General features: G+C 42.4%; 22 protein-coding genes. 7 read left to right on the top strand and 15 right to left on the bottom strand.

The features are described 5' to 3' along the window. Window positions 1-106 precede the first annotated feature (106 nt). The 4 genes from NI469_RS10295 to NI469_RS10280 all read right to left on the bottom strand — a co-directional run bounded on the left by NI469_RS10295 (window position 107) and on the right by NI469_RS10280 (window position 4,971). Entirely contained in the window at window positions 107-1,303 is a 1,197-nt protein-coding gene (locus NI469_RS10295) for a PilT/PilU family type 4a pilus ATPase (RefSeq protein WP_044108350.1), read from the bottom strand. Window positions 1,304-1,548: 245 nt separating this feature from the next. Continuing rightward, window positions 1,549-2,598, bottom strand: a complete 1,050-nt coding sequence (locus NI469_RS10290; RefSeq protein WP_253114517.1) for a 3-deoxy-7-phosphoheptulonate synthase — start codon at window positions 2,596-2,598, stop codon at window positions 1,549-1,551. Window positions 2,599-3,119: 521 nt separating this feature from the next. Next, the gene (locus tag NI469_RS10285) at window positions 3,120-3,650 is read right to left on the bottom strand and encodes a hypothetical protein (RefSeq protein WP_004280428.1); all 531 of its coding nucleotides are present in this window, start codon (window positions 3,648-3,650) and stop codon (window positions 3,120-3,122) included. Between the two features lie 208 nt (window positions 3,651-3,858). Further along, window positions 3,859-4,971 (bottom strand): S-(hydroxymethyl)glutathione dehydrogenase/class III alcohol dehydrogenase, encoded by a 1,113-nt coding sequence (locus NI469_RS10280; protein WP_253175079.1) that lies wholly within the window; start codon window positions 4,969-4,971, stop codon window positions 3,859-3,861. 121 nt (window positions 4,972-5,092) lie between these two features. Here NI469_RS10280 and NI469_RS10275 point away from each other — a divergent pair, with 121 nt between their 5' ends. The 3 genes from NI469_RS10275 to NI469_RS10265 all read left to right on the top strand — a co-directional run bounded on the left by NI469_RS10275 (window position 5,093) and on the right by NI469_RS10265 (window position 7,892). Beyond that, complete coding sequence (locus NI469_RS10275) at window positions 5,093-6,649, top strand: phospholipase D family protein (protein WP_253175078.1); 1,557 nt, start codon at window positions 5,093-5,095, stop codon at window positions 6,647-6,649. A gap of 168 nt (window positions 6,650-6,817) precedes the next feature. After that, window positions 6,818-7,255 (top strand): hypothetical protein, encoded by a 438-nt coding sequence (locus NI469_RS10270; protein WP_253175077.1) that lies wholly within the window; start codon window positions 6,818-6,820, stop codon window positions 7,253-7,255. Window positions 7,256-7,415: 160 nt separating this feature from the next. Next, the gene (locus tag NI469_RS10265) at window positions 7,416-7,892 is read left to right on the top strand and encodes a pyridoxamine 5'-phosphate oxidase family protein (RefSeq protein WP_253175075.1); all 477 of its coding nucleotides are present in this window, start codon (window positions 7,416-7,418) and stop codon (window positions 7,890-7,892) included. 94 nt (window positions 7,893-7,986) lie between these two features. On the opposite strand, the gene NI469_RS10260 is transcribed toward NI469_RS10265, so the two are convergent. The 7 genes from NI469_RS10260 to NI469_RS10230 all read right to left on the bottom strand — a co-directional run bounded on the left by NI469_RS10260 (window position 7,987) and on the right by NI469_RS10230 (window position 14,894). Beyond that, complete coding sequence (locus NI469_RS10260; RefSeq protein ID WP_044108343.1) at window positions 7,987-8,571, bottom strand: uracil-DNA glycosylase family protein; 585 nt, start codon at window positions 8,569-8,571, stop codon at window positions 7,987-7,989. Between the two features lie 32 nt (window positions 8,572-8,603). Beyond that, on the bottom strand, window positions 8,604-9,314 hold the full coding sequence (locus tag NI469_RS10255) for an SGNH/GDSL hydrolase family protein (protein WP_004280437.1): 711 nt from the start codon (window positions 9,312-9,314) through the stop codon (window positions 8,604-8,606). A 217-nt stretch (window positions 9,315-9,531) separates the two neighbouring features. Continuing rightward, complete coding sequence (locus NI469_RS10250; protein WP_253175074.1) at window positions 9,532-10,590, bottom strand: fatty acid desaturase; 1,059 nt, start codon at window positions 10,588-10,590, stop codon at window positions 9,532-9,534. A gap of 409 nt (window positions 10,591-10,999) precedes the next feature. Further along, window positions 11,000-11,743 carry an SDR family oxidoreductase gene (locus NI469_RS10245; RefSeq protein ID WP_071850089.1) on the bottom strand — a complete coding sequence of 248 codons (744 nt, stop codon included), beginning with the start codon at window positions 11,741-11,743 and terminating at the stop codon, window positions 11,000-11,002. A gap of 40 nt (window positions 11,744-11,783) precedes the next feature. Continuing rightward, window positions 11,784-12,482 carry a histidine phosphatase family protein gene (locus tag NI469_RS10240; protein ID WP_253175072.1) on the bottom strand — a complete coding sequence of 233 codons (699 nt, stop codon included), beginning with the start codon at window positions 12,480-12,482 and terminating at the stop codon, window positions 11,784-11,786. Then, window positions 12,479-13,600, bottom strand: a complete 1,122-nt coding sequence (locus NI469_RS10235) for a phosphotransferase family protein (protein ID WP_253175071.1) — start codon at window positions 13,598-13,600, stop codon at window positions 12,479-12,481. The genes NI469_RS10240 and NI469_RS10235 overlap by 4 nt, the downstream gene beginning before the upstream one ends. A gap of 52 nt (window positions 13,601-13,652) precedes the next feature. Continuing rightward, window positions 13,653-14,894 carry an acyl-CoA dehydrogenase family protein gene (locus NI469_RS10230; RefSeq protein WP_071850091.1) on the bottom strand — a complete coding sequence of 414 codons (1,242 nt, stop codon included), beginning with the start codon at window positions 14,892-14,894 and terminating at the stop codon, window positions 13,653-13,655. A gap of 95 nt (window positions 14,895-14,989) precedes the next feature. On the opposite strand from NI469_RS10230, the gene NI469_RS10225 reads away from it, so the two are divergent. Together NI469_RS10225 and NI469_RS10220 are read left to right on the top strand one after the other, a co-directional pair. Continuing rightward, window positions 14,990-15,907, top strand: a complete 918-nt coding sequence (locus tag NI469_RS10225) for a LysR family transcriptional regulator (protein ID WP_071850092.1) — start codon at window positions 14,990-14,992, stop codon at window positions 15,905-15,907. Between the two features lie 168 nt (window positions 15,908-16,075). Next, the gene (locus NI469_RS10220) at window positions 16,076-16,687 is read left to right on the top strand and encodes a thermonuclease family protein (RefSeq protein ID WP_005262794.1); all 612 of its coding nucleotides are present in this window, start codon (window positions 16,076-16,078) and stop codon (window positions 16,685-16,687) included. Window positions 16,688-16,782: 95 nt separating this feature from the next. Here NI469_RS10220 and NI469_RS10215 read toward each other — a convergent pair whose 3' ends face one another. The 3 genes from NI469_RS10215 to NI469_RS10205 are packed head-to-tail and all read right to left on the bottom strand — an operon-like array spanning window position 16,783 to window position 19,346. Beyond that, window positions 16,783-16,890, bottom strand: coding sequence for a hypothetical protein (locus NI469_RS10215; RefSeq protein WP_005246144.1), 108 nt, complete (start codon window positions 16,888-16,890; stop codon window positions 16,783-16,785). 9 nt (window positions 16,891-16,899) lie between these two features. Further along, on the bottom strand, window positions 16,900-17,904 hold the full coding sequence (gene cydB / locus NI469_RS10210) for a cytochrome d ubiquinol oxidase subunit II (RefSeq protein WP_044108336.1): 1,005 nt from the start codon (window positions 17,902-17,904) through the stop codon (window positions 16,900-16,902). Continuing rightward, window positions 17,901-19,346 (bottom strand): cytochrome ubiquinol oxidase subunit I, encoded by a 1,446-nt coding sequence (locus tag NI469_RS10205; protein ID WP_071850093.1) that lies wholly within the window; start codon window positions 19,344-19,346, stop codon window positions 17,901-17,903. The genes cydB and NI469_RS10205 overlap by 4 nt, the downstream gene beginning before the upstream one ends. Before the next feature lie 265 nt (window positions 19,347-19,611). Between NI469_RS10205 and NI469_RS10200 the strand changes: the two genes are divergently transcribed. Both NI469_RS10200 and NI469_RS10195 read left to right on the top strand, forming a co-directional pair. Further along, the gene (locus NI469_RS10200) at window positions 19,612-20,055 is read left to right on the top strand and encodes a MarR family winged helix-turn-helix transcriptional regulator (RefSeq protein WP_004647091.1); all 444 of its coding nucleotides are present in this window, start codon (window positions 19,612-19,614) and stop codon (window positions 20,053-20,055) included. Next, the gene (locus NI469_RS10195; protein ID WP_071850094.1) at window positions 20,052-21,254 is read left to right on the top strand and encodes an MFS transporter; all 1,203 of its coding nucleotides are present in this window, start codon (window positions 20,052-20,054) and stop codon (window positions 21,252-21,254) included. The genes NI469_RS10200 and NI469_RS10195 overlap by 4 nt, the downstream gene beginning before the upstream one ends. A 6-nt stretch (window positions 21,255-21,260) precedes the next feature. On the opposite strand, the gene NI469_RS10190 is transcribed toward NI469_RS10195, so the two are convergent. Then, the gene (locus tag NI469_RS10190; RefSeq protein ID WP_071850095.1) at window positions 21,261-22,241 is read right to left on the bottom strand and encodes a GlxA family transcriptional regulator; all 981 of its coding nucleotides are present in this window, start codon (window positions 22,239-22,241) and stop codon (window positions 21,261-21,263) included. Window positions 22,242-22,319 lie beyond the last annotated feature (78 nt).

Genomic DNA, 22,319 nt, shown 5'->3' with positions numbered 1-22,319 from the left:
ATTTGATAAGCTTGCACGAAATTACCAGTCTATGATTTACATTGCTTGCATATTTATTTGGTGTAAAGCCAAATGAGGACACGCCCTAATAGAAAATTAGAATTTTTTATTCCGTTTCCGACTGATCTTCTGCATCTTTATCAGTTGTTTTCGGTTCTGTAATCATGGAAAATTGGGTGGCTTGCCCAGCCGGAGCATTGTCTTGACGATTACTTTTTAATTTGATCTGTAAACGTAATTCATTGGTTGAATCGGCATTACGTAATGCTTCTTCATAAGAAATTTCGCCCTGGTTATAGAGTTCAAATAAAGCCTGATCAAAGGTCTGCATTCCCAATTCCCGTGATTTTGCCATAATCGCTTTCAACTCATGAAACTCTCCTTTCAAAATCAAGTCTGAAATGAGCGGTGTATTTAACATGATTTCAATGGCTGCTCGACGTCCCTTGCCATCCTGAGTCCGAACCAAACGCTGTGAAATAATAGCCTTCATATTGGAGGACAAATCCATCAACAACTGATTGCGACGTTCTTCTGGGAAGAAGTTAATAATCCGGTCTAAAGTCTGGTTGGCATTATTGGAATGCAACGTACCTAAACAAAGATGCCCAGTTTCAGCAAAAGCAATCGCATGTTCCATAGTTTCTGTATCGCGGATTTCCCCGATCAAAATCACATCGGGTGCCTGACGTAAGGTATTTTTTAAAGCATTTTGCCAAGAATGGCTATCTACCCCGACTTCACGATGGGTAATCATGGATTTTTTATGCTTGTGTACATATTCCACCGGATCTTCTACCGTGATGATATGTCCAGCCGAGTTTTCATTCCGATAGTCAATCATCGCTGCCAGTGAAGTTGATTTACCCGAACCGGTTCCACCGACCACCAAGACTAGACCACGTTTTTCCATAATCACATGTTTCAGCGATTCAGGCAGTTTTAACTTCTGGAAATTTGGGATTTCCGCAGTGATGGTACGAATCACCATACCGATATTCAACTGTTGCTGGAATACATTGACCCGGAAACGTGAAATACCCGGAACAGTAATCGCAAAATTACACTCAAGTTCGGTTTCAAATTCATTGCGCTGTTTTTCATTCATTAGGCTATAAGCAAAGAGCTTGGTTTTCTCAGCGGTCAGGGTCTGCTGTCCAAATGGTTTCATCAAACCTTGATGTTTAATACTTGGTGGAAAATCTGCAGTAATAAATAAATCTGAACCGCCATATTCAACCACTTTGGTTAGCATATGGTGCATAAATTTTCGTGCTTCTTCTAAAAGCTCTAGCGCAAACATTGAGATCCCCAAGTGAACGGATTTGATATTTAAATATTTGAAAAATTTATATATTCAGAGAGATATACTGGTTTTTATTGTGTCTAGAGTTAGACAAGGACACAAACAGATTTTAATAATTTGATGAAAATTATCGTCACAATTATGTGACCTATTACAGGTTAATTATATTTATAAATAACTGCTTCCTGATATTCAAAAAAGCACTTTCCCCGCTGCTCAAGCAGAGAAAGTGGTTTTTAAATTTAGGCACTACGTTTCAGACAACTGATCGCTAAAGTATTAGCCACCTCCAGTAACAGTTGTCGTGTTTTTGTCCAGCCCAGACATCCATCAGTAACAGATTGACCATAAGTCATTTGCTCAGAAATTTTCTGGTTGCCATCTACCAAATGACTTTCTAGCATTACGCCACGAACATTGGTCTGTAAGCGTTCTGCTACGATCTGTTCCAGTACTTTAGGCTGTAGCATCGGATTTTTTGAGCTATTGCCATGACTACAGTCAATTACCAATGCCGGTAAGTCGATCTGATGTTTGGCCCGGATTTTCTCAATTTCTGACAATTGGTAATTTGGTCCGCTATTCGAGCCACGTAAAATCAAATGTGCTTTCGGATTACCTTGCGAGTGTAAAATACATGGTAAACCAGACTGGCTCATCCCCAAGAATTGATGCGGATGAGAGGCAGAGTGGATGGCATCTAGTGCAATCTGGATCGAACCATCAGTACCATTTTTGAAACCGATGCTGTACGGCATATGGCTGGAAATTTCGCGATGAATTTGTGATTCGCTGGTACGTGCGCCAATCGCTCCCCAGGCCAATAGATCATCGAAATAAGCAGTTGCCATTGGGCTAAGAATTTCCGAAGCGATTGGCAGGCCCATTTCAATAATTTTTAGGTATAAGTCACGGGATTTTTCCAAGCCCAATTGCATATTGGATGAACCATCCAGATTTGGATCGTAAAGGAAACCTTTCCAACCCACCGTAGTCCGTGGTTTTTCAATATAAGCACGCATCACCAGGAAAATCTGATCAGATAGCTGTGACTGAAGTTGTTTTAATTTTTCTGCATAGTCTAGCGCGGAAGCTTCATCATGAATGGAACATGGGCCTGTGACCACCATTAAACGATGATCCTTGCCTTCTAATATATTTTGAATAGTTTGACGGTGTTCAGCGACTTGGCTGGCTAATTGCGAAGACAGTGGCAATTGCTGCTTAAGCTGCTGAGGTAAAATTAAAATGCTTTCAGCATGATGTTGTTGTGATGTATTTGGGGTATTCATGACTTTAATCCTGGGACTGGCAATCAATCCAAACTTTTATTTGAGCGTTATGGGTCTAATCGAAGGTGTTGTAAGTGTCATTAGCTGACTAAAATAAGACCAATAAAAGTTGTTAAAGTATGAATAGTTAAAGTTTGTCATGGCTGTCTCCAAAATATTGTAAAAGATGAAAGGCATAAAAAAACCTGATCAGGGTTGCCGATCAGGTATAAACTAGTGGGCAACCTTTTCATTGCCCAAACGCATTCAGGCAATTAGCTAAACTGCCAGAAATAAAAATATGCGTTTGAAATGATAGGTTGCTTTAACATGTTATGTCTTTCATAAAATGTGATTCTTAAATTAAAATACGCGCTCTGTGATCATTTGACAAGCATTAAATATAAAAAAATATTTATTAAATTTTCTACTTTTATTTATTAATCCATCAAACCGTGAAATGTATCACTAAAAGTGGTAAAACCCACACACCTATCGCGGGTTTTACCAATGAAACTTCAGTTTAATCCAAAGATTAAAAATTAACGTGAAACACGATTCCAGGCATCACGTACTGCAAATTTAGCCTGTTCCCAGTTTAAACGTGATTCGCCTTTCATTTGTTCCCATTTCAGTCTCAAATCAGGTTCTACATCTTCAAAACGAGTATGGGCGTCATAACTGCCACGGTTTTCATAACCGACTCGATAGGCCGTATCATAATCACGGTCATAATCCAAATCGCTATAGGTGGTACGGGCATCTGAATAGTATGGCGTATTGATCGAATTATCACGCCAGTAAGCCTGTTCTTCTGTTGGATTTATAGCTTCGCCTACACCTTTACCTGCTAGACCACCAACAACAGCACCGACAACGCCACCGACAGCGACACCCACTGGACCGCCTGCAGCCCCAATAGCTGCACCTGCTGCTGCGCCACCTGCGGCACCGACACCTGTACCCACAGGATGCGCGCCAGGTTCACCAGTAATTGGATCAGCATTTAAATCATCGCGGACATCTTTAGGCGCATTCTTAATTACATCACGATCAAAATTATCATTCGACATAGAGCTTATCCTTATTCTTTAAAATGGTTTTATCACGTATTTTTATACGTCCTATTTAATATAAGCATCTGGCATGTAATGACATTAGCAGGCGTGTGTTGTTTCAGTGACTCTCTGTGAGGCTTTCATGCACTAATGTATCCTGAATCAAGTGAAAGCCGCATAAAAAAGACCGGTTTGATACCGGTCTTTTTTAGATTAAAACAGCTTAGTCAAAATGAATAACTGTACGGATCGATTTGCCTTCATGCATCAGGTCAAAAGCTTCATTGATCTGATCCAGTGGCATGGTATGAGTCACAAAAGGTTCAAGCTGAATTTCACCTTTCATGGATTGCTCTACCATTCCCGGTAATTGTGAACGGCCTTTCACCCCACCAAACGCAGTACCCATCCATTTACGACCTGTGACTAACTGGAATGGACGAGTTGAAATTTCTTTACCTGCACCGGCTACACCAATAATCACCGACTGACCCCAGCCACGATGCGCACATTCGAGTGCTGAACGCATTACATCTACATTACCGATACATTCGAATGAATGGTCTACACCCCAACCGGTCATTTCGACGATCATTTGCTGGATCGGCTGATCATAGTCTTTTGGATTCAGGAAATCTGTCGCACCAAACTGTTTCGCCAGTTCAAATTTATCCGGATTGGTATCAATCACAATGATACGGCCGGCTTTGGCCTGACGTGCGCCTTGTACCACAGCAAGACCGATACCACCTAAACCAAATACTGCAACACTGTCACCTTCCTGAACTTTAGCGGTGTTATGTACCGCACCAATACCGGTAGTCACACCACAGCCCAGCAGGCAAACATGCTCATGGTTGGCTTCAGGATTAATTTTTGCCAGAGAAACTTCAGCAACCACGGTATATTCAGAAAAAGTTGAACAACCCATATAGTGATAGATCGGCTCGCCATTATAAGAGAAACGGGTCGTTCCATCTGGCATGACGCCTTTACCTTGGGTCGCACGCACAGCAACACACAGATTGGTCTTACCTGACTTACAGAACAAGCATTCGCCGCACTCAGCAGTATAAAGCGGAATCACATGATCGCCCGGTTTCAGGCTAGTGACGCCTTCACCGACTTCAACGACCACACCCGCACCTTCATGACCCAGGATTGCAGGAAATACACCTTCAGGATCTTCACCAGACAAGGTAAATGCATCGGTATGACACACGCCTGTATGGCTAATTTTTACCAGTACTTCACCTGCTTTTGGTGGAGCAACATCCACTTCTACAATTTCTAATGGCTGGCCTGGACCAAACGCAACTGCTGCACGTGATTTCATGTAAAACTGTCCTTTTTTTGCTGATTTACAGATGACTAACAGTAACCTCTTTCTATTCGGAGATTCAACTATTAACATCACCAGATAAGGAATAAAAGATCCTATAATTAATGGAACATCAATGACTAAACCTTCGCCCTTTGTATGTTTGAGCATTTTTACTTTTAGCATCATGCTTTCTGGCTGTGAACTGGCTCCCAACACTGCTGAAGAAGCGAAAATCACGCCGGTTCGACCTGCGCACTGGATCGACAATCAACTTTCAAAACAGCAAATCAATAGCGGTAAAACGGCTTTCTTACCGCTCTATGATGGCTTTATGAGTATGGCAGCACGCCTGCACCTGATTAACAAAGCCAAATATCATCTGGATCTGCAATATTACATTTGGAAGGATGATTATATTGGCAATATGATCTTGTCCCAATTACTCAAAGCCGCCGAACGCGGTGTCAAAGTGCGGGTTCAGATTGACGATCAAAATGGCACCCAGCTTGATGACAAGCTTCTTGCTTTAAGCCAGCATCCAAATTTTGAAGTCCGGATTTTTAATCCCTATAAATTTCGTCATTTACGTGCGCTGGATTATGGCTTCCGGATGAAAAAGGTCAACCATCGCATGCATAATAAATTGATCATTGCGGATGGCACTGCAGCCGTGACCGGCGGCCGCAATATCAGCAGTGAATATTTTGATGCCAGTGAAGATTTTCAATTCACCGATGTGGATATATTCTTCGCGGGTCAGAGCGTAACAGATGCCAATCAGACCTTTATTAACTTCTGGAATGATGATCTGAGTTATGACGTTCGACAGGTGTTGAATGATGCCGGCCATCCTGAAATGCTCAAAAGGCTCAGAACTGAATTTGAACGAGAAGATGTTGATGAAACTGAACTCAAACGCCGGGTAGGCATTGCCGAGAAACAAGTCGAACAACACTTAAAAAAACAACCTATGCACTGGGCGCCGGCTTATTTTGTTGCGGATAGTCCCGCAAAAGCACACCCTCATGCCAAAAATGGCGATTATATTTATACCCATATGCTCGAACTGATGGGTGAGCCAAAAAAACATCTGGAACTGGTGTCCTCGTATTTTATTCCCACGCAAAAAGGCGCTGACTATTTAACTCGTCGTGCGCAACAAGGTGTGAAAATCAGAATCCTGACCAACTCTTTTCAGGCCAATGATGTGGCTGCGGTGCATGCCTATTATCAGCAATATCGTCAGCAATTATTGAAAAGTGGCATCGAACTCTGGGAATTTAAACCCTACATTGTCCGTCCGGAACGGACCTGGTATGAAATTATGACTGGAGACATCATCCCGGCTAAAAACAAAAATAGCTCCAGTTTGCATGCCAAATTTTTTGATCTGGATGGCATGGTGTTTGTCGGTTCATTTAATTTTGATCCGCGTTCAGCCTATCTGAATACCGAAGTCGGTCTGGTCATTGAATCGGAAGATTTTCAGAAGGAAATCACCAGTGCGATGGATCAGTACTTACCACGCGTGGCTTATCAACTTAAACTGAACGAAAAAAATGAAATGATTTGGCTGGAACATCAAAAAGATGGCCGTAGTATTCAGCATTTACATGATCCGGAAACTACAAAATTCCAGCGTTTTATGATGAATCTGGTGACGAAATTTCCCGGTGAATGGTTAATGTAATGACATTAGAATGACCTCACAATTACGACGACATGAAAAGCCTGTATTTTGAGAATGACCGCTTAAATTAACTTAGTCCAATCATCGTTTAAAGGGTTTTACAGTCTATTGCGCTTACTTTAGAATTACATTTTTCTCGTATTTTGCGCTTGTTCGCCCTCCACTCCCATGCAATTTTTTGATCTAAGCCGTCAGTTTAAGTTCAGTGATATTCTCACGCCTGTAAAAACTCTCCATGATTTATCCCAGCAAGAATGGTATTTGGCCAAAATTCGGGTGGAACATGACTGTTTGTCCGACTCCGATACGGTCGAGGGACAGGTAGTTTTGAAATCCAGTGAAAATATTCAGCTCGAACTGGAATGGCAGATTCAGGATAGTAGTTATGAATTACAGGTTTTATTTAAAGGTGTAGAAACTGAAGCCACTGATGAGACCGGTATCATGTTGAAAGGTGCACAACTGGTCGATGAACAGCAGCAAGTACTCTCTGCCCAAGCGTTAAGCTTATGGATTGATGGTACTCTTTTGCCGATGCTGCCTGAGATTCGTCAGGAAATTAAAGCACGTTTAAATTTGTGGGATTATGTCGAATACGATGGCTAATCGCCGAATTTTGCATTTTTTAAAGAGCCCATGTGGCTCTTTTTTATAATCTGAATAACGATTTAGATTGATTAAACTGCCCTATCTTCAATTTTTTCAGGCAATGCCAAGCTAAATAAGTTGTTATAAAATTTATAAAAAATAAAAAGAGAATCAAAACATGATTTCTGATAGTGAATGGCAACAGATTCGCCAGATGGTCGCTGATGCACAACGGGCTGCCATGCATTGCTCTATTGCAACGGTCAACTCTAAAGGTTTGCCTAGCATTACTCCGATCGGAACTATATTTCTCAACAAAAAGACCAGCACGGGTTTCTTCTTTGATACTTATTCCACTACTTTTTCTGAGAATTTACAGCATCAGCCGATGGCCTGCATACAGGCTGTGAACAGTAGCAAACTGTTTTGGTTTCATTCGTTACTTAAAGGGAAATTTAAGCGTTATCCAGGAGTACGCTTATATGCAGAAATTGGGCCTTTACGTCCGGCCTCACCTGAGGAAATACAGCAGGTGGAGTCGCGTATTCGAGCTTTAAAATGGACCAAAGGTGGCCAGTTAATCTGGTCCAGCTTTCATCATGTCTGGGAGATTAAAATCAATAGCTATCGTTGGGTCGAATATCCAAATATGTGAATAAATAAGGCTTATAACTTACAAATAGTAAGTTTATGTCTTGTCTGTAGCCTAAAACCTCTTTAACCATTTTATCTGATTATTGGATTAAATATTAAACTAGACCCACATGTTCAAACATCAATCGGTAACTTTCGGCTTTTTTCTCTAGAGAAACCGGATATGCTCGAGAAGATGAAGGCATGCGATATAAATACAGATCACGTCCGACAAAATGGGCCTCGCTAGGCTGACCAATACTCGGCTTTAAAGTCCCTTCAGGCATAGACAGCATCATGGTGTCTGTGGCCTTGTCGCCTGTGGTCATAATATGATTGCACTGCGGCATTTGGCTGAGTAGTTGCTCAATATTGGTAGGTACTACAATTTCCAAAAATTTGTCTGAAGCATTGCCCTTTAAACGCCGGATCTGATAGCCACTATCAAAAATCGCAATCCCCGTTTCTGTTAAAAACTCCCGGATCAATTGTTCCTGAAATTTTTTATTGGGTAGATCTAAAAAGTAATCTTTATTTTCAAAGAAAATCAGTCCAAAAATCCGCCACATATCATTTTGATAGTTTGGGTAATAAAAGTTCATTTTCCAGCGTGTGGCAGGTGGCGGAAAACTACCCAACATCAGTAATTTGGCATTGGGCGGTAAAAATGGCGGTAGCGGATGCGTTTCAATATCAGACATAGAATTAACTAAATTGAGAGATTTCAACTATTTTAGAAGGTCTTCCGAATCTTGCCAGCTACTTCTTGTCCCCAAAGTGTATAAACTTCCTTACTCGGATGAAAACCATCTGCAGCCATTTGTAAATTCATGGCACGATACTTCTCAATATCGTATTCAATCCATTGCATATTCACTTGCTGATTCACAAAATTTTCTAGTTGCTGGTTCATCTGTTTAGCATACTGGCCAAATAGCCAGGCTAAAGGATTCGGTAGCGCCGGAAACATATTCATTGGCGGCACACCGGCAGCAATGATCAGTTTCGGACTAAATTTTTGCTGAATTTTACTATAAAGCTGTTCCTGCTTCTGAATCCAAACCTCGACAGGTATCAGTTTGGTCACATCATTGACGCCAACCGACGTGACGATTACATCATAGTGCTGGACTTCTATTTGGTCCAAAGCATGAATTACTTTTGAGCTGGTATCGCCTGTTTTGGCCTGTAATTTCCAGTCAATTTCAAAGTCATCTTTCAGTTCATGCAGAATTGCACCCAGTAATGCGTCATCCTGATGTTCTACTCCTACACCTGCTGCTGCCGAATCCCCTAAAATCAGCAGAGACAGTTTGTTGCCGGTTCCGGTTTGACCTTCACGTGCACCTTCAGGTTCCGGCAGTCTTAGGGTATTTTTCTTGACACGATTACCCTGAATGACAAGTGCAGGAATCAAGGCAATGGTGGCGGCTTTCAGCAACATAGCGGGCTAATTTATATAGGGATATACTTAATTTTACCTGAGTTTATTCTTTTGAACTATTTCCTCAACAGGCATTTTAAATGAATGTTCACCTAAATTTAACTAAGATAGGATTCTTGCAAAATACAGGCTTATACATCTTGCCATTGGGTAAAATATCAAGGATAAATATAAAAAAATCCCGCTTAAAAACGGGATTTCTTATGGAAATTAAAGCTTAGATTTTATAGTCATTCCAGCGATTCATACGCTTAAAAGTTCCCACATCATTAAAACGCACGCCCACTTCTTTCATTACTTTATGCGCCGTTTTGGACGTCAGTTGACGGATATAAAATGGCTCTTTGACCACAAAATGATGAATCGCATGGGTCGAACCAAAATTACAGCAGAATAACTGGAACGGAACCATCCACCATGGATTGAGCACTTGGGTTTGTTTGATCACATCACATGGATCAATATCGCCATAGTAATGCATATTTGAGCTGACAAACTGCAAGCTAAAAGAACGGATAAAGTTCGGAATCACCCAGATGACTGCCAGCAGATTTACAATCGGCATCGCGTCGACAATGCCTTGCGACCAGAGCATCTCATAACCGAATAGCGGTGAAACTGCATTTAAACCATGAAAGACCACAAACAGGTAGCACAATCCATAGTAAATAATGCTGAGAGGTAAAAAGCCAAATAGCTGAGAAATCATGGCAATTTTACGTTCTTTTTCAGGCTGTTTTTCCAGAAAAAGATGAATCATTTTAATCATCTGAAATGGACGCAGATACACTGACATCAACTGGTCACTAATCACCAGAATTCGGCGAATGCCCCAAGGCATACCATTACTGATGCCACGTTCTTCCAGGTCATGTTCAGTGCCTGAATATTTATGATGATGCAAATGTAAACGACGACGTGCCCACGGACTGATGGTGTTTGGACGTGCCAACCAGACCAGTGCCAGCATCAGATGATGTGCCCAAGGTGTTTTTTTGAAATACATATAATGAATCAGGTCATGTTCCAATTCATGGGTCAATGACGCAAAAATCGCAATCAAGGGAATGGTAAACCATGCTGAGAGATAACCTGTTTCATATGCTACCGCGCATGCAATCATGCCTGCCCAGGCAAAGCCTAAAATACTCGCACCTATAAAGTTCTGATGTTTGAGTATGGGATAACGAGCACGCACCTCTTCCCCAGCCTGGGTAACGATACTTCTGACCTTGGAGATTCGCTGCTGGTCAGTCATATCCGCAGATATAGACATATGGACAACCTTTAATTTCTGAACGGTTGTACATTAAAGGAAATTCTAAAAAAGAGAAGTTATCTTTCTACTTTTAGAGTGAGTATGTCTAAGTTTTGGACAGTTTAGAAAAGTTCTTAAAATTGGCGAAAATTTGGAAAAGTTAAAGAGGGTCTTTCTCATCAAATGAGAATTTAAAAGTAATTGATTTAATTGCAAATTCATCAATAAAATAAAAATATAATTTTTGATAATTTAAAACTTTATTTTAATAATCAATATATTAGGATTTATAAAATTTCGCTTTTTTGTAAATTCAAGCTATACATTTTTTAGAAAAAAATACTGATTCAGAAATTTTTCTCAGTTTGTCATAAAAAATAAAAAGAGAAGCGCTCTAGCTTCTCTTTTTATAGATCTAAGAGCGCTTTTAACCTAACTTGTTCACCAGTTTAAGTGGTAATACTTTCATGGCTAGACCGAGTGGCAACCAAGGCCATTTCGGCACATAAGCCTTAACTGGTGCTTTTTCAATTTCTGCTGCCAATAAACGCGAACCAGTTTTTTCATCGACTTCAAAAGGTAGCTTTTTTGCCCCTTCATTAATTTCAGTACGAATATATCCTGGGAAAATGGTGGTCACTTTTATTGGCGTATCGATCAATTCAGCTCGAATGCCTTCCGCTAAATGAGCCACGCCGGCCTTACTTGCACCATAAGCCGTTAAATGTTTTGGCATACCGCGCATTGCACTCATAGATGAAATCATCACCAGATGGCCAGAGTTTTGTACACGGAAGATTTCAACTGCAGCTTCACATTGTGCTAATGCCGAAATAAAGTTGGTTTCAACCGTGGCTTTATTGATAGCAAAATTACCTTTACCAATCCGGCGGCCCTCACCGACACCAGCATTCACAATAACTCGGTCAATGGTGCCAAAGTCTTCTTTAAAAGCACGAAACACTTCAAACACTTGATCGTAATCGGTGACATCTAGTGTTTTGGCAATGACTTTGATGCCATATTGGCTTTCCAGTTCCTGCTTTAAGATTTCCAGACGCTCCAAACGACGTGCACAAATCGCCAGGTTATAGCCTTTTTTCGCAAATTCACGTGTCATACCGGCGCCGATCCCTGAACTTGCACCGGTAATTAAAATTGTTTTAGCCATGTATTTACCCTATTCCTTTATTTTTCTAGCGTATTAGGTTTTAAATCCAGGTCAATAAGTCTGGACGCTGTGCTTTAATAAAATGATGTTCATTTAAACTGAGTAGTTGCGGTTCATTACCCACCAGACGTAGTGTCGTGATACTGGTATTGGTAATCGCCCAGTTCAGAGCAAAGGTTTTCTCCGGACTAAGGCCCAAAATTTTGCCTACAGCCACAGAAATCACCCCACCTGAGGTATAAACTACTGCATAGCGTGGTCGGCTTTTGGACAACTGGTCACACAGATTTTCTAAGCCGCTTTCCACGCGTGCTTTGAAACTTGGCCAAGATTCATCATATTCATGGTGATAATCATCGCCAGTCCAGCGTGCAATTGCACCGCTAAAAATCTTGCTCAGATAATCCCGTGGATTTTCATGTTCTGATACATCCTGTTTCAGCAATTCAGGCTGATTAAAGCGCGGCTCATAACGGGCGAATACCTGCTGATGATTAAATTCATTCCAGGCACTATCGGTCAGAATCTCACTTTCCGGAAAACATTTGTCCAGTGATAATTGCGCTGTCTGTTGATGGCGTTGCATGGAACCAGCCACCACATAAGGCGCTTCTTTCAGGATTTCGTCAAAATAGCAACCCAAAAGCTTTGCCTGTAACTCGCCGTTGGGCGAAAGTTGATCGTAACTTTCTGCGCCAAAAGAGGCCTGGCCATGCCGGATCAAGTAAATGGTTGTCATTTTGGCATTATCTCTTTAAATTTAAGCACATACTTTTGTGTAATCTCATTGGCTTCCAGTTTTTGCTTGCCAATCAGTTTTAAGGCACGAATATGCAAGGCATGAATCACCACCCAAAAATCCTTGAACGCTGGATTATTAGTCTGTTTATGGTAATAACGATAATAGATCTGCTGGGCAATCACCGCGAGACGGAAAATTCCGAACACCTCATAAAACGCCCAGTTTTCCGGTTGCAGGCCGGTTTTTCCCAAGTAGTAATCCACCACTTCTTTACGGGTAAACATACCTTTTAGATTGGTCGGCTGGCGGCGTGTTGCCTTAAAGATGGCATTGTCAGTATCTTCCACCCAATAGGCTAAAGCAGAACCTAGGTCCATGAGCGGATCGCCGAGTGTCGCCATTTCCCAGTCCAGTACGCCAATCACTTCAGTCGGATTTTCCGGATTTAAGATGACATTATCAAAACGCCAGTCATTATGAATCACACAGGTTTTAGAATCTGAAGGAATATTATCTTTAAGCCAGTTGCGCACATATTTAAACGATGGAACATTTAAAGTTTTAGCCTTTTCATAACGTACATCCCAGCCTTCGACCTGACGGCGACAATAGCCTTCACCCTTACCGAGATTTTCAAGTTCAGTCCCTTGATAAGGCACCTGATGCAATTCGATCAGTTTATCAATCACATTGATACATAAAGTCCGGATATCGGATTCAGTAAGCTGCAGCTCAGCTGGCATTTTGGCGCGAGGAATAATTCCTTCAAGCCGTTTCATCACATAGAAATCACAACCAATCACTGATTCATCCTGACAAAGCGCGACCATTTCAGGCACGACGGGATAATGTTCAGCCAAGGCTTTCTGCACATGATATTCACGTGCCATATCATGGGCTGATTTGGCTTTGGTACCTTGTGGCGGACGACGTAAAATTAAATCGGCATTGGCATACTGTAAACGGTAGGTCCAGTTTGAAGCTCCGCCTGAATATTGGGTCACCTGCACAGGGCCTTCAACATTCACATTTTGCTGAATTAACCAATTGGTGATGGCTTGTACATCCAGTTCTTCACCTGCACGAACTGCTCCACCTACATCAATAACCGCCATAATTTTTCCTTAAAATTTTTTAATATGTTGCAATTTTCTAGTTAAAGCCAGCTTATTTTTTGCGACGAGTACTGTAGCCACGTTTTGCCAGTTCCAGTTTGGCAATCATGCCCTTATGCACTTCGTCCGGGCCATCAGCCAAACGCAAGGCACGTGCCTGAGCAAAAAATCCGGTTAATGGTGTATCCCGAGAAACACCGGCACCGCCGTGGATCTGGATGGCCATATCAACAACTTTTTCCAGCACACTTGGCGCAACGACTTTAATTGCAGAAATTTCAGTCAGTGCTGCCATATTCCCTAAAGTATCCATTTTATAGGCGGCATACAAGGTCAAAAGACGTGCCTGATCAATCGCAACCCGTGCTTCCGCGACACGCTCCAGGTTGCCACCGAGTTTTAAAATCTCTTTGCCAAATGCGCTACGGCTCATACCACGGTCAATCATCAACTCTAAGGATTTTTCCGCAGCACCGATGCAACGCATACAATGGTGAATACGGCCTGGCCCTAAACGGCCTTGGGCAATTTCAAAGCCTTGACCTGCACCCCCAATAAAATTCGAAACTGGAACACGAACATTATCGAAGCTGACTTCGCCGTGGCCATGTGGTGCATCATAATCACCAAAGACTGGAAGCATCCGTTCAATTTTCACGCCTGCAGTATCGACTGGAACTAAAACCATGGAATGCTGATGATGACGGTCTTTGGATTCATCCGGTGTATGTGCCATAAAGATGATGATTTTGGCATTTGGATCACCCAAACCCGAAGACCACCATTTACGACCATTCAAAACAATTTCATCACCTTCAACTACCGCCGTCGCCTGCATATTGGTAGCATCACTTGAAGCCACAGCAGGTTCAGTCATACAGAACACTGAACGGATTTTCCCTTCCAGAAGTGGCATCAACCATTGCTGTTTTTGTTCTTCAGAACCATAGCGCCACAATACTTCCATATTACCGCTATCTGGCGCATTACAGTTAAAGACGGTAGGTGCAATCAGGCTTCGTCCAGAAAGTTCAGCGATATGTGCATATTCCTGAACGGATAATCCCTGACCTAATTCTGAACAAGGCAAAAACATATTCCAGAGACCTGCCGCTTTGGCTTTATCTTTCAATATTTCAAGCTCTGCCGGCCATTGCCATTTGGTCCAGTCGCCACCTTGATTCAGTTGATGCACCTGATGCCAGAAACCAGCCTCGACAGGTTCAATTTCATCAGTAATAAACTTTTTTGTTCTATTTAAATAATCCTGTGCACGTGCTGAAAGCTCAAACATCTCTTTTATCCCTCTAAATATTCTAATTCATACGCTTTACAACACCTTAACCCAAAACCTATTATGAATAAAATGATTTTAACCCATACAATATTATGCATACTATTCATTCCAAAACAGTCATGGACCTGCGAAATTTTCATCGTATCGACATTAACCTTTATCCGCTTTTTATGGCAATTTATGAGCAGAATAGTATTTCTAAAGCTGCACAGATTTTATCAGTTAGCCAGTCTGCTGCCAGTCATGCTCTGCAACGTTTAAGACAGCATTTACAGGATGATTTATTTGTACGTACTGGTAGCAAAATGCAGCCTACGCCGTTTGCGGAACAGATCTATCCTGAGCTGAAGAATGCACTTTTTGCAATTCAAAATATTTCAATACAGCATCAGCAGTTCAGACCAGAAATGATTCAGAGTTTGAAAATTGCCGTTCATGATGAAATTGAGCCAATGATCTTTCCCAGACTGGTTCAGCACTTTCAACAACTCAATCTGGAAATTCAACTTAGCAGCATGAAGCTGGACCGTAAAAATATAGCAGCAGACCTCGCCTCTCAACAGGTCGATTTTGTCATAGATCTGGAACAAAACATTGCTGAAAAAATCCAGTTTGAGCGTCTGGTTCAAGATGAATTTGTAGTGTGTACACAATTAACAGAAATGAATGAGCAGATTTATCTTGCCTCACCTCATATTGGCGTGTCATCACGCCGTACTGGCGTTTTAGTTGAGGATATTTATTTAAGCCGTAAACAATATTCACGACAGATTTTTTTACGCTGTCAGCATTACTCAACTGCTCTGCAAATTTTGGAACAACAAAAGACAGCTATGCTGACTATTCCTAAAAATGTATTGGTACATTTACAATTGGCTACCAGTCTAAATATTTTTGAAGTCCCTGTGGAACTGCCGAAAATTAATATGGGGATATATTGGCATAAGGATTTGCACGAGAATAAGAGACATCAATTTTTGAGAGCTGAAATTTATAAAATTTTTACTTAGGCTATTTATAAAGAAATTTAAATTGCTTAGGCTATTTTATATATAAGTTTAGATGGTTGCAGATTCATCTTTTCGCCAGAAAAATATACTTAGGCTATTTTAGCTGGTACAAAACTAAACACTGAGTGATTAGCTTTTAATCCGTAGATCTACTGGCTTTGCTCTAAAATGGCTCGACTTTTAGCTGTGATTTTACAGCTGGTTTTGCTGATTTGGATCTTGCCTTTGTTAAATCTCTCCATCACCTGGCAAATTGTGCTGGGCTTAGTATTGCTATGTTTTTCTTATTATCTGCTGCATAAAATTACAGTTTATTTAAAAGATGTTTTCCGCCCTTTTAAGAAAGGCAAAAAATACTGGTGCCGTGTAAAAGCCGTAAGTGATGGTGATACCCTCACCTGCTACCGTTTTAACATTCGTCGCTCTGAGACCAAATTGCGCTTTGCTTTTGTCGATGCCCCTGAATCATCACAAGCCTATGGCAAGGAATCGCAGCGTCTGGTCAAAAGCATGGTGAATAATAAAATGGTTCGGGTCAAGATTACCGACATTGACCGTTATGGCCGCTGTGTCGGTGTGGTCTACCGCTATCGCAAAAATATCAATGAAGAGATTGTCAAACGTGGTGCAGCGTGGGTCTATGAAGAATATATCAAGGATAAAAACCATTTACGCTATATGATGGAATTGCAAAATAAAGCTAAGAAACAGAAAAAAGGCCTTTGGAAACATACTCGTCCTGTACGTCCAAGTGTGTATCGTAAACAGGTAAAATCGTAAATTTGGTTTTATCAAAGATAAATGGCAAATAATAAAAAGTGATCAGGACATTCAGATCACTTTTTTCATTTTTTCATTTTTTTAGTTTTACTAATTTAATAAGCCAAATGCACCAGAAAGCGGAATGCACCAGCAATCAGGGCCAGCGTTAAAAATCCTGCCAGCCATAATCCTACAAACCATAATACCTGTTTGCCTTTCATGACTACTCCTTAATGATAGCCATCATCGCCGACCCTGACCTTATGCCGGAATACCCAATAGGACATACCGGTATAAATCACAATAATAGGAATCAGGATCAAGGCACCAATCAAGGCAAATAGCTGGCTATTTTCATGCGCTGCTGCCTGCCAGATGGTCACGCTCGGCGGAATAATATATGGCCATAGGCTGATCAAGAATCCGGTATAAGCGAGGAAAACCAGAACCAGCATATAGGTAAATGGACCTAATTCACTGCGTCTTTTACAGGCACGTAAGGCCAGCCAGGTAAACAGCAGAACCAGAATTGGAACGGGCATAAAATAGGTAAATTGTGGCTGACTAAACCAGCGTTCGGCAATCTGTGGATGGGTCAACGGCGTATAAATACTGACAGCACCCAATATGATCAACAAAGCAATAATCAGCTTAGGCATCAGTTTAAACATTCGATCCTGTAAGTCATCTCCGGTTTTATAGATCAGCCAGCCACAGCCTAATGCCGCATAGAGCACCACCACACTGATTCCGGTGAAGATGCTGAATGGAGTGAGCCAGTCCAGACCACCACCAACATAGACACCATTTCGAGTTTCAATGCCCTGAATATAAGCGCCTAAAATCATGCCTTGCAGGAAACTGGTGATCGCAGAACCACCGATAAAGGCTTTATCCCACCAATGTTTGCTGCGGTTGGCCTTGAAGCGGAACTCAAAAGCCACGCCGCGGAAAATCAAGGCAATCACCATCAGAATAATTGGCATATACAGTGCCGAGAGTACGGTCGAGTAAGCAAGTGGGAAAGCTGCAAATAACCCTGCACCACCCAGTACCATCCAGGTTTCATTGCCATCCCAGACCGGAGCCACGGTATTCATCATGACATCACGTTCATCCTGATGCGGAAAGAAAGGAAACAAGATGCCGATGCCCAGATCGAAACCATCGAGAATGGTATAAATCAATACACCCAAACCAATAATCACAATCCAGATTAATGATAAATCAATCATTTTTTGTCCTCCTGATCCGGTTGTTCAGGAACTTCTTCGATACGTTCGCGAATACTACTTAATGGTCGATGCGAGGCCTGAACCACATCGCTATCTGATTCATGATCTGGTCGGGTATGAATAAAATCCGGGCCTTTGTGCATCAGGCGCAACATGTAGTAAATTCCGATACCAAATACCACACAGTAGACAACTACAAAAATAATCAGGGTCAGCCCCACCTGTTCAGCGGAAACCGGAGACAATGCATCCTTGGTTCGCATGATGCCGTAGACTACCCAAGGCTGACGGCCGACTTCTGTGGTAAACCATCCCGCAAGCATGGCAATAAATCCGGAAGGTCCCATAATCAGGGCAAATCGGTGCAATGCACGGGACTCATAAAAGCGACCACGGGTACGTGCCCACGCTCCCCATAACGCCAGTAACAGCATCAATACGCCGAGTCCGACCATAATCCGGAAGCTCCAGAACACCACCAGCGAATTCGGCCGGTCTTCAGGCGCAAAGTCTTTAAGTCCTGTAACCTTTCCATCCATCGAGTGGGTTAGAATCAGGCTACCCAAGTTGGGAATTGCGACTGCATATTTGGTTTCTTCGGCCTCCATATCTGGAATACCAAAGAGATATAAGGGCATGCCTTCGTCATGATTGGTTTCCCAGTGCCCTTCCATGGCTGCAAGTTTGGCTGGCTGATGTTCAAGGGTATTAATACCGTGCATATCACCGACGATGACCTGTAAGGGCGCGAGTACCAGAAGCAGCCACATCGCCATGGAAAATGAAGTCTTGACCAGTGCATCACGACGGCCTTTGATTAGATGCCATGCGGCTGTAGCAGCGACCAGTAAGGCGGAAACCAGAAAGGCAGCCATGGCCATATGGGCCAGACGATAAGGGAAAGATGGGTTAAACACGATGGCAAACCAGTCTTGCGGAACAATCAGGCCATTTTCAATCGCAAAGCCTTGTGGGGTCTGCATCCAGCTATTGGACGATAGAATCCAGAACATGGAAATACAGGTTCCTATCGCAACCATCAAGGTTGAGAAAAAGTGCGCCTTTGGTCCCACTCGACCCCATCCAAAGAGCATGATGCCCAAGAATCCGGCTTCTAAAAAGAAGGCGGTTAAAACTTCATAAGCCAGCAAGGGCCCAGTCACACTTCCTGCCACCCGGGAAAATTCACTCCAGTTGGTTCCAAACTGGTAGCTCATGACCACACCAGAGACGACGCCCATCCCGAATGCCACAGCGAAAATTTTCACCCAAAATTTGAATAGATCCTGAAAAATCGGGTTTTGGGTTTTGAGCCAGCGCCATTCCAGAATGGCCAGAAAGCTGGCCAAGCCAATAGAAATTGCCGGAAAAATGATATGAAAAGATACAGTAAAGGCGAACTGTATTCGTGCTAACTCTAATGCAGTTAAACCCAGAGTCATAAGCTTCACCTATGCATTGTTATTTGGCATCTTTGCCCTTCAATTTTTAAGTCATGAATTTTTCTAGTGACATGGCTAGCTTAGGCGTGGCTGTTATAAAAAGTATGTAGTCTTTTGTTGATTATTTTTTAATCAGGTTAAACTATGTAACTTTTGCTGATAAAGAAAATATTACTCTGAATAATTTTTAAAACTCTCCTCTTGAGCTTTAGATAAAACAGGCGTAAATTAGGCCTAAATTTAGTTACCCAGGTTAACTAACCATATGTTTTCCGAATCTCCCCGACTTCGTACGCTGTTATTACGCTGCGCACGACTGATGAGCGATGAGATCAATACGATCTTGTTGTCATCTCAATTAAATTATTCCTTATGGCAGGTGTTATACGTCATCCAGTCAAAGCAACAATGCACGCTGGCAGATATTTCCAGTTATCTCAATGTATCCAAGCCCGGTATTACTAAGCGGATTCAGCAACTGGTTGAACTCGATCTGATTGCCCAACTCGAAACTGAAGATAAGCGTCAAAAGCTGTTCAAGTTGAGTGAGCAAGGAATTGAGACCTTTGCGATGTGTTCCAAACAGATCGATGCATTTGAAGATCAGTTGCTTGAGCACATTGAATCAGATGATCTTGAAGGCAGTAAAAATACCTTGATGCAACTCATTCAGCAGTTATATCCCTCATCTCAGGACAGACCTCAATGAGCCAAGAACAAGAAGCGCCTTTATGGACGCCCAATTTTATCCTGATCAGTCTGGTGAATTTCCAGCTGGTTCTGGTGTTCTACTTACTGGTGATTGTGATTGTCGGCTACTCAGTGGCTGAGCTAGGGGCTTCGACTGCACAAGCCGGTCTGGTATCAGGTCTGTTTATTGTCGGCACCCTATTCGGACGCTTATTGATCGGAAAATTACTGAATCGTCTGGGCCTAAAAAATACGCTTGTCATTGGCCTGACTGGTTTCCTACTCTTTTCCGGACTGTATATGATTCCGGCCAAGCTGGAAGTTTTACTAGGCATCCGTCTGATACATGGCTTTATGATGGGTATGGCTTCTACTGTACTGGGTACAGTGATTGCACAGACCATTCCTGCCACACGACGTGGTGAAGGAATTGGATATTTCAGCATGAGCAGCACCCTCGGCACAGCGATTGGTCCCTTTGCCGGAATCTGGCTGATGACAAATTTTAATTATCAGGTAATTTTCATCTTTACCAGTATCGTTGCGCTCAGCTGCCTGATCTGTGGACTGTTTATCCAGCCACCACGCCTTAAGGCAAGTCATTCGTCAGCAGCCTCTACTTCGCAAAGCACCAGCAAACTGGCTCAGTATATTGAACCGAATGCGCTACCGATTGCACTGATTGTACTGCTGGTGGCTACTTCTTATTCAGGCATATTGTCGTTTATTCACTTTTATGCCAAAGAAATTAATCTGGTCGAAGCAGCATCTTTTTTCTTCCTGATGTATGCTTTTGCCATTTTGCTTTCGCGTCCTTTTACCGGCCCGCTCATGGACCGTAAAGGCGAAAATATCATTATCTATCCTGCCATTGTGATTATGGCACTGGGGATATTACTCCTCAGTCAGGCGCAAAACTCTGTGATGTTACTTGCCAGTGCTGCCTTGCTTGGTTTTGGTTTTGGTAATATCCAGTCAGTGTGTCAAACCATTGCGGTGAAAAGTACGACATTGCAGCGTATGGGGCTTGCTACCTCAACCTTCTTTATTGCCCTGGATGCCGGTCTTGGTTTTGGCCCTTATTTCCTGGGTATGCTGCTGGATCAGATTGGTTATCGTCAGCTTTATCTGTTCTCGGCGCTGCTCACCCTGAGCTGCCTGGTTTGGTATTACCTTCTGCATGGCCGTAAAGTGGGAAAAGTACAGCCTTCTCATTAAGCGCTTTTAAAAGCGTCGGCTAAACCGGCGCCGGTATTCCAACGGCGTCAGACCGGTTTTTTTATGAAATAAACGGCGGAATGAACTTGGATCCTGATAGCCGACATTTTGCATGATCACATCCACAGCTTGATCGGTTTCTTCCAGTCGTTTACGGGCAGCCTCAATCCGGATCGCTTGTAGATACTGATTGGGCGGTATGTCTAAGGCTTGTTTAAAGCGTCGAATCAGGGTCCGGCCAGTCACATTAAACTGCTCTGCCAGCTGGTTCAAACTAAAATCTTCATGAAAATGCTGCTCTAGCCAGTTCTGGATTTTTTGTACCAGTTCATCATGGTGCGGCCGGCCAATATTCAGCAATGAATAAGACAACTGGCTATCACGGCGGTAATCAATTACGAAAGATTTAGCCGATTGCATGGCCACCTCAAAGCCATACAAGCGCTCAATCAGATGCAAACCCAGGTCAAACCAGGCCAGGCCTCCACCCGCACAATAGATATTCTGATCCCGGCTAATCATCAGATCGGCATTCAGTTTCACCTTAGGATAGCGTGAACGGAACATTTCCTGAAAACCCCAATGCGTTGTTGCAACTCGGTCATCTAAAATGCCTGCTTCTGCCAGAAAAAAATTTCCGGTACAGTTTCCTGCAATTAAAGTCGCATCTGCATGTGCAGATTTTAAAAAATGAATCAGTTCTGGATTTTGTTGCAATACATCCTGAATTGGTGCAGCGATGGTCGGTACCACCAGAATATCTGCAGTTTGAATCTCTTGATAAGAAACATGTGCCTGCAACTGCAGCCCATTGATACACCGAATCGGGTGTCCATCCGGACTGGCGATACTCACCTTAAACAGGCGCTGTACATCCTGCTGCTGGATCCGGTTCCAGCTTACGCCAGCCATGGCAAATAAATCGACCACGCCCGTAATGGCCGAAGCCAGTGCCCCATCAAAGCCTAAAATCACCACATCTTGCATATTTTTTTATTTGTCACTTTTCACCCGATTCATGTCATTATTGACAATCCTCCTCAATAAAAGCAACTGCTAGTCTTG

This window comes from Acinetobacter lwoffii (genome assembly GCF_024129735.1).
GTDB classification, from domain to species: Bacteria; Pseudomonadota; Gammaproteobacteria; order Pseudomonadales; family Moraxellaceae; genus Acinetobacter; species Acinetobacter lwoffii_H.
The sequence above is the reverse complement of the archived record's forward strand: the minus strand, read 5'-3'. Positions and strand labels throughout refer to the sequence as shown.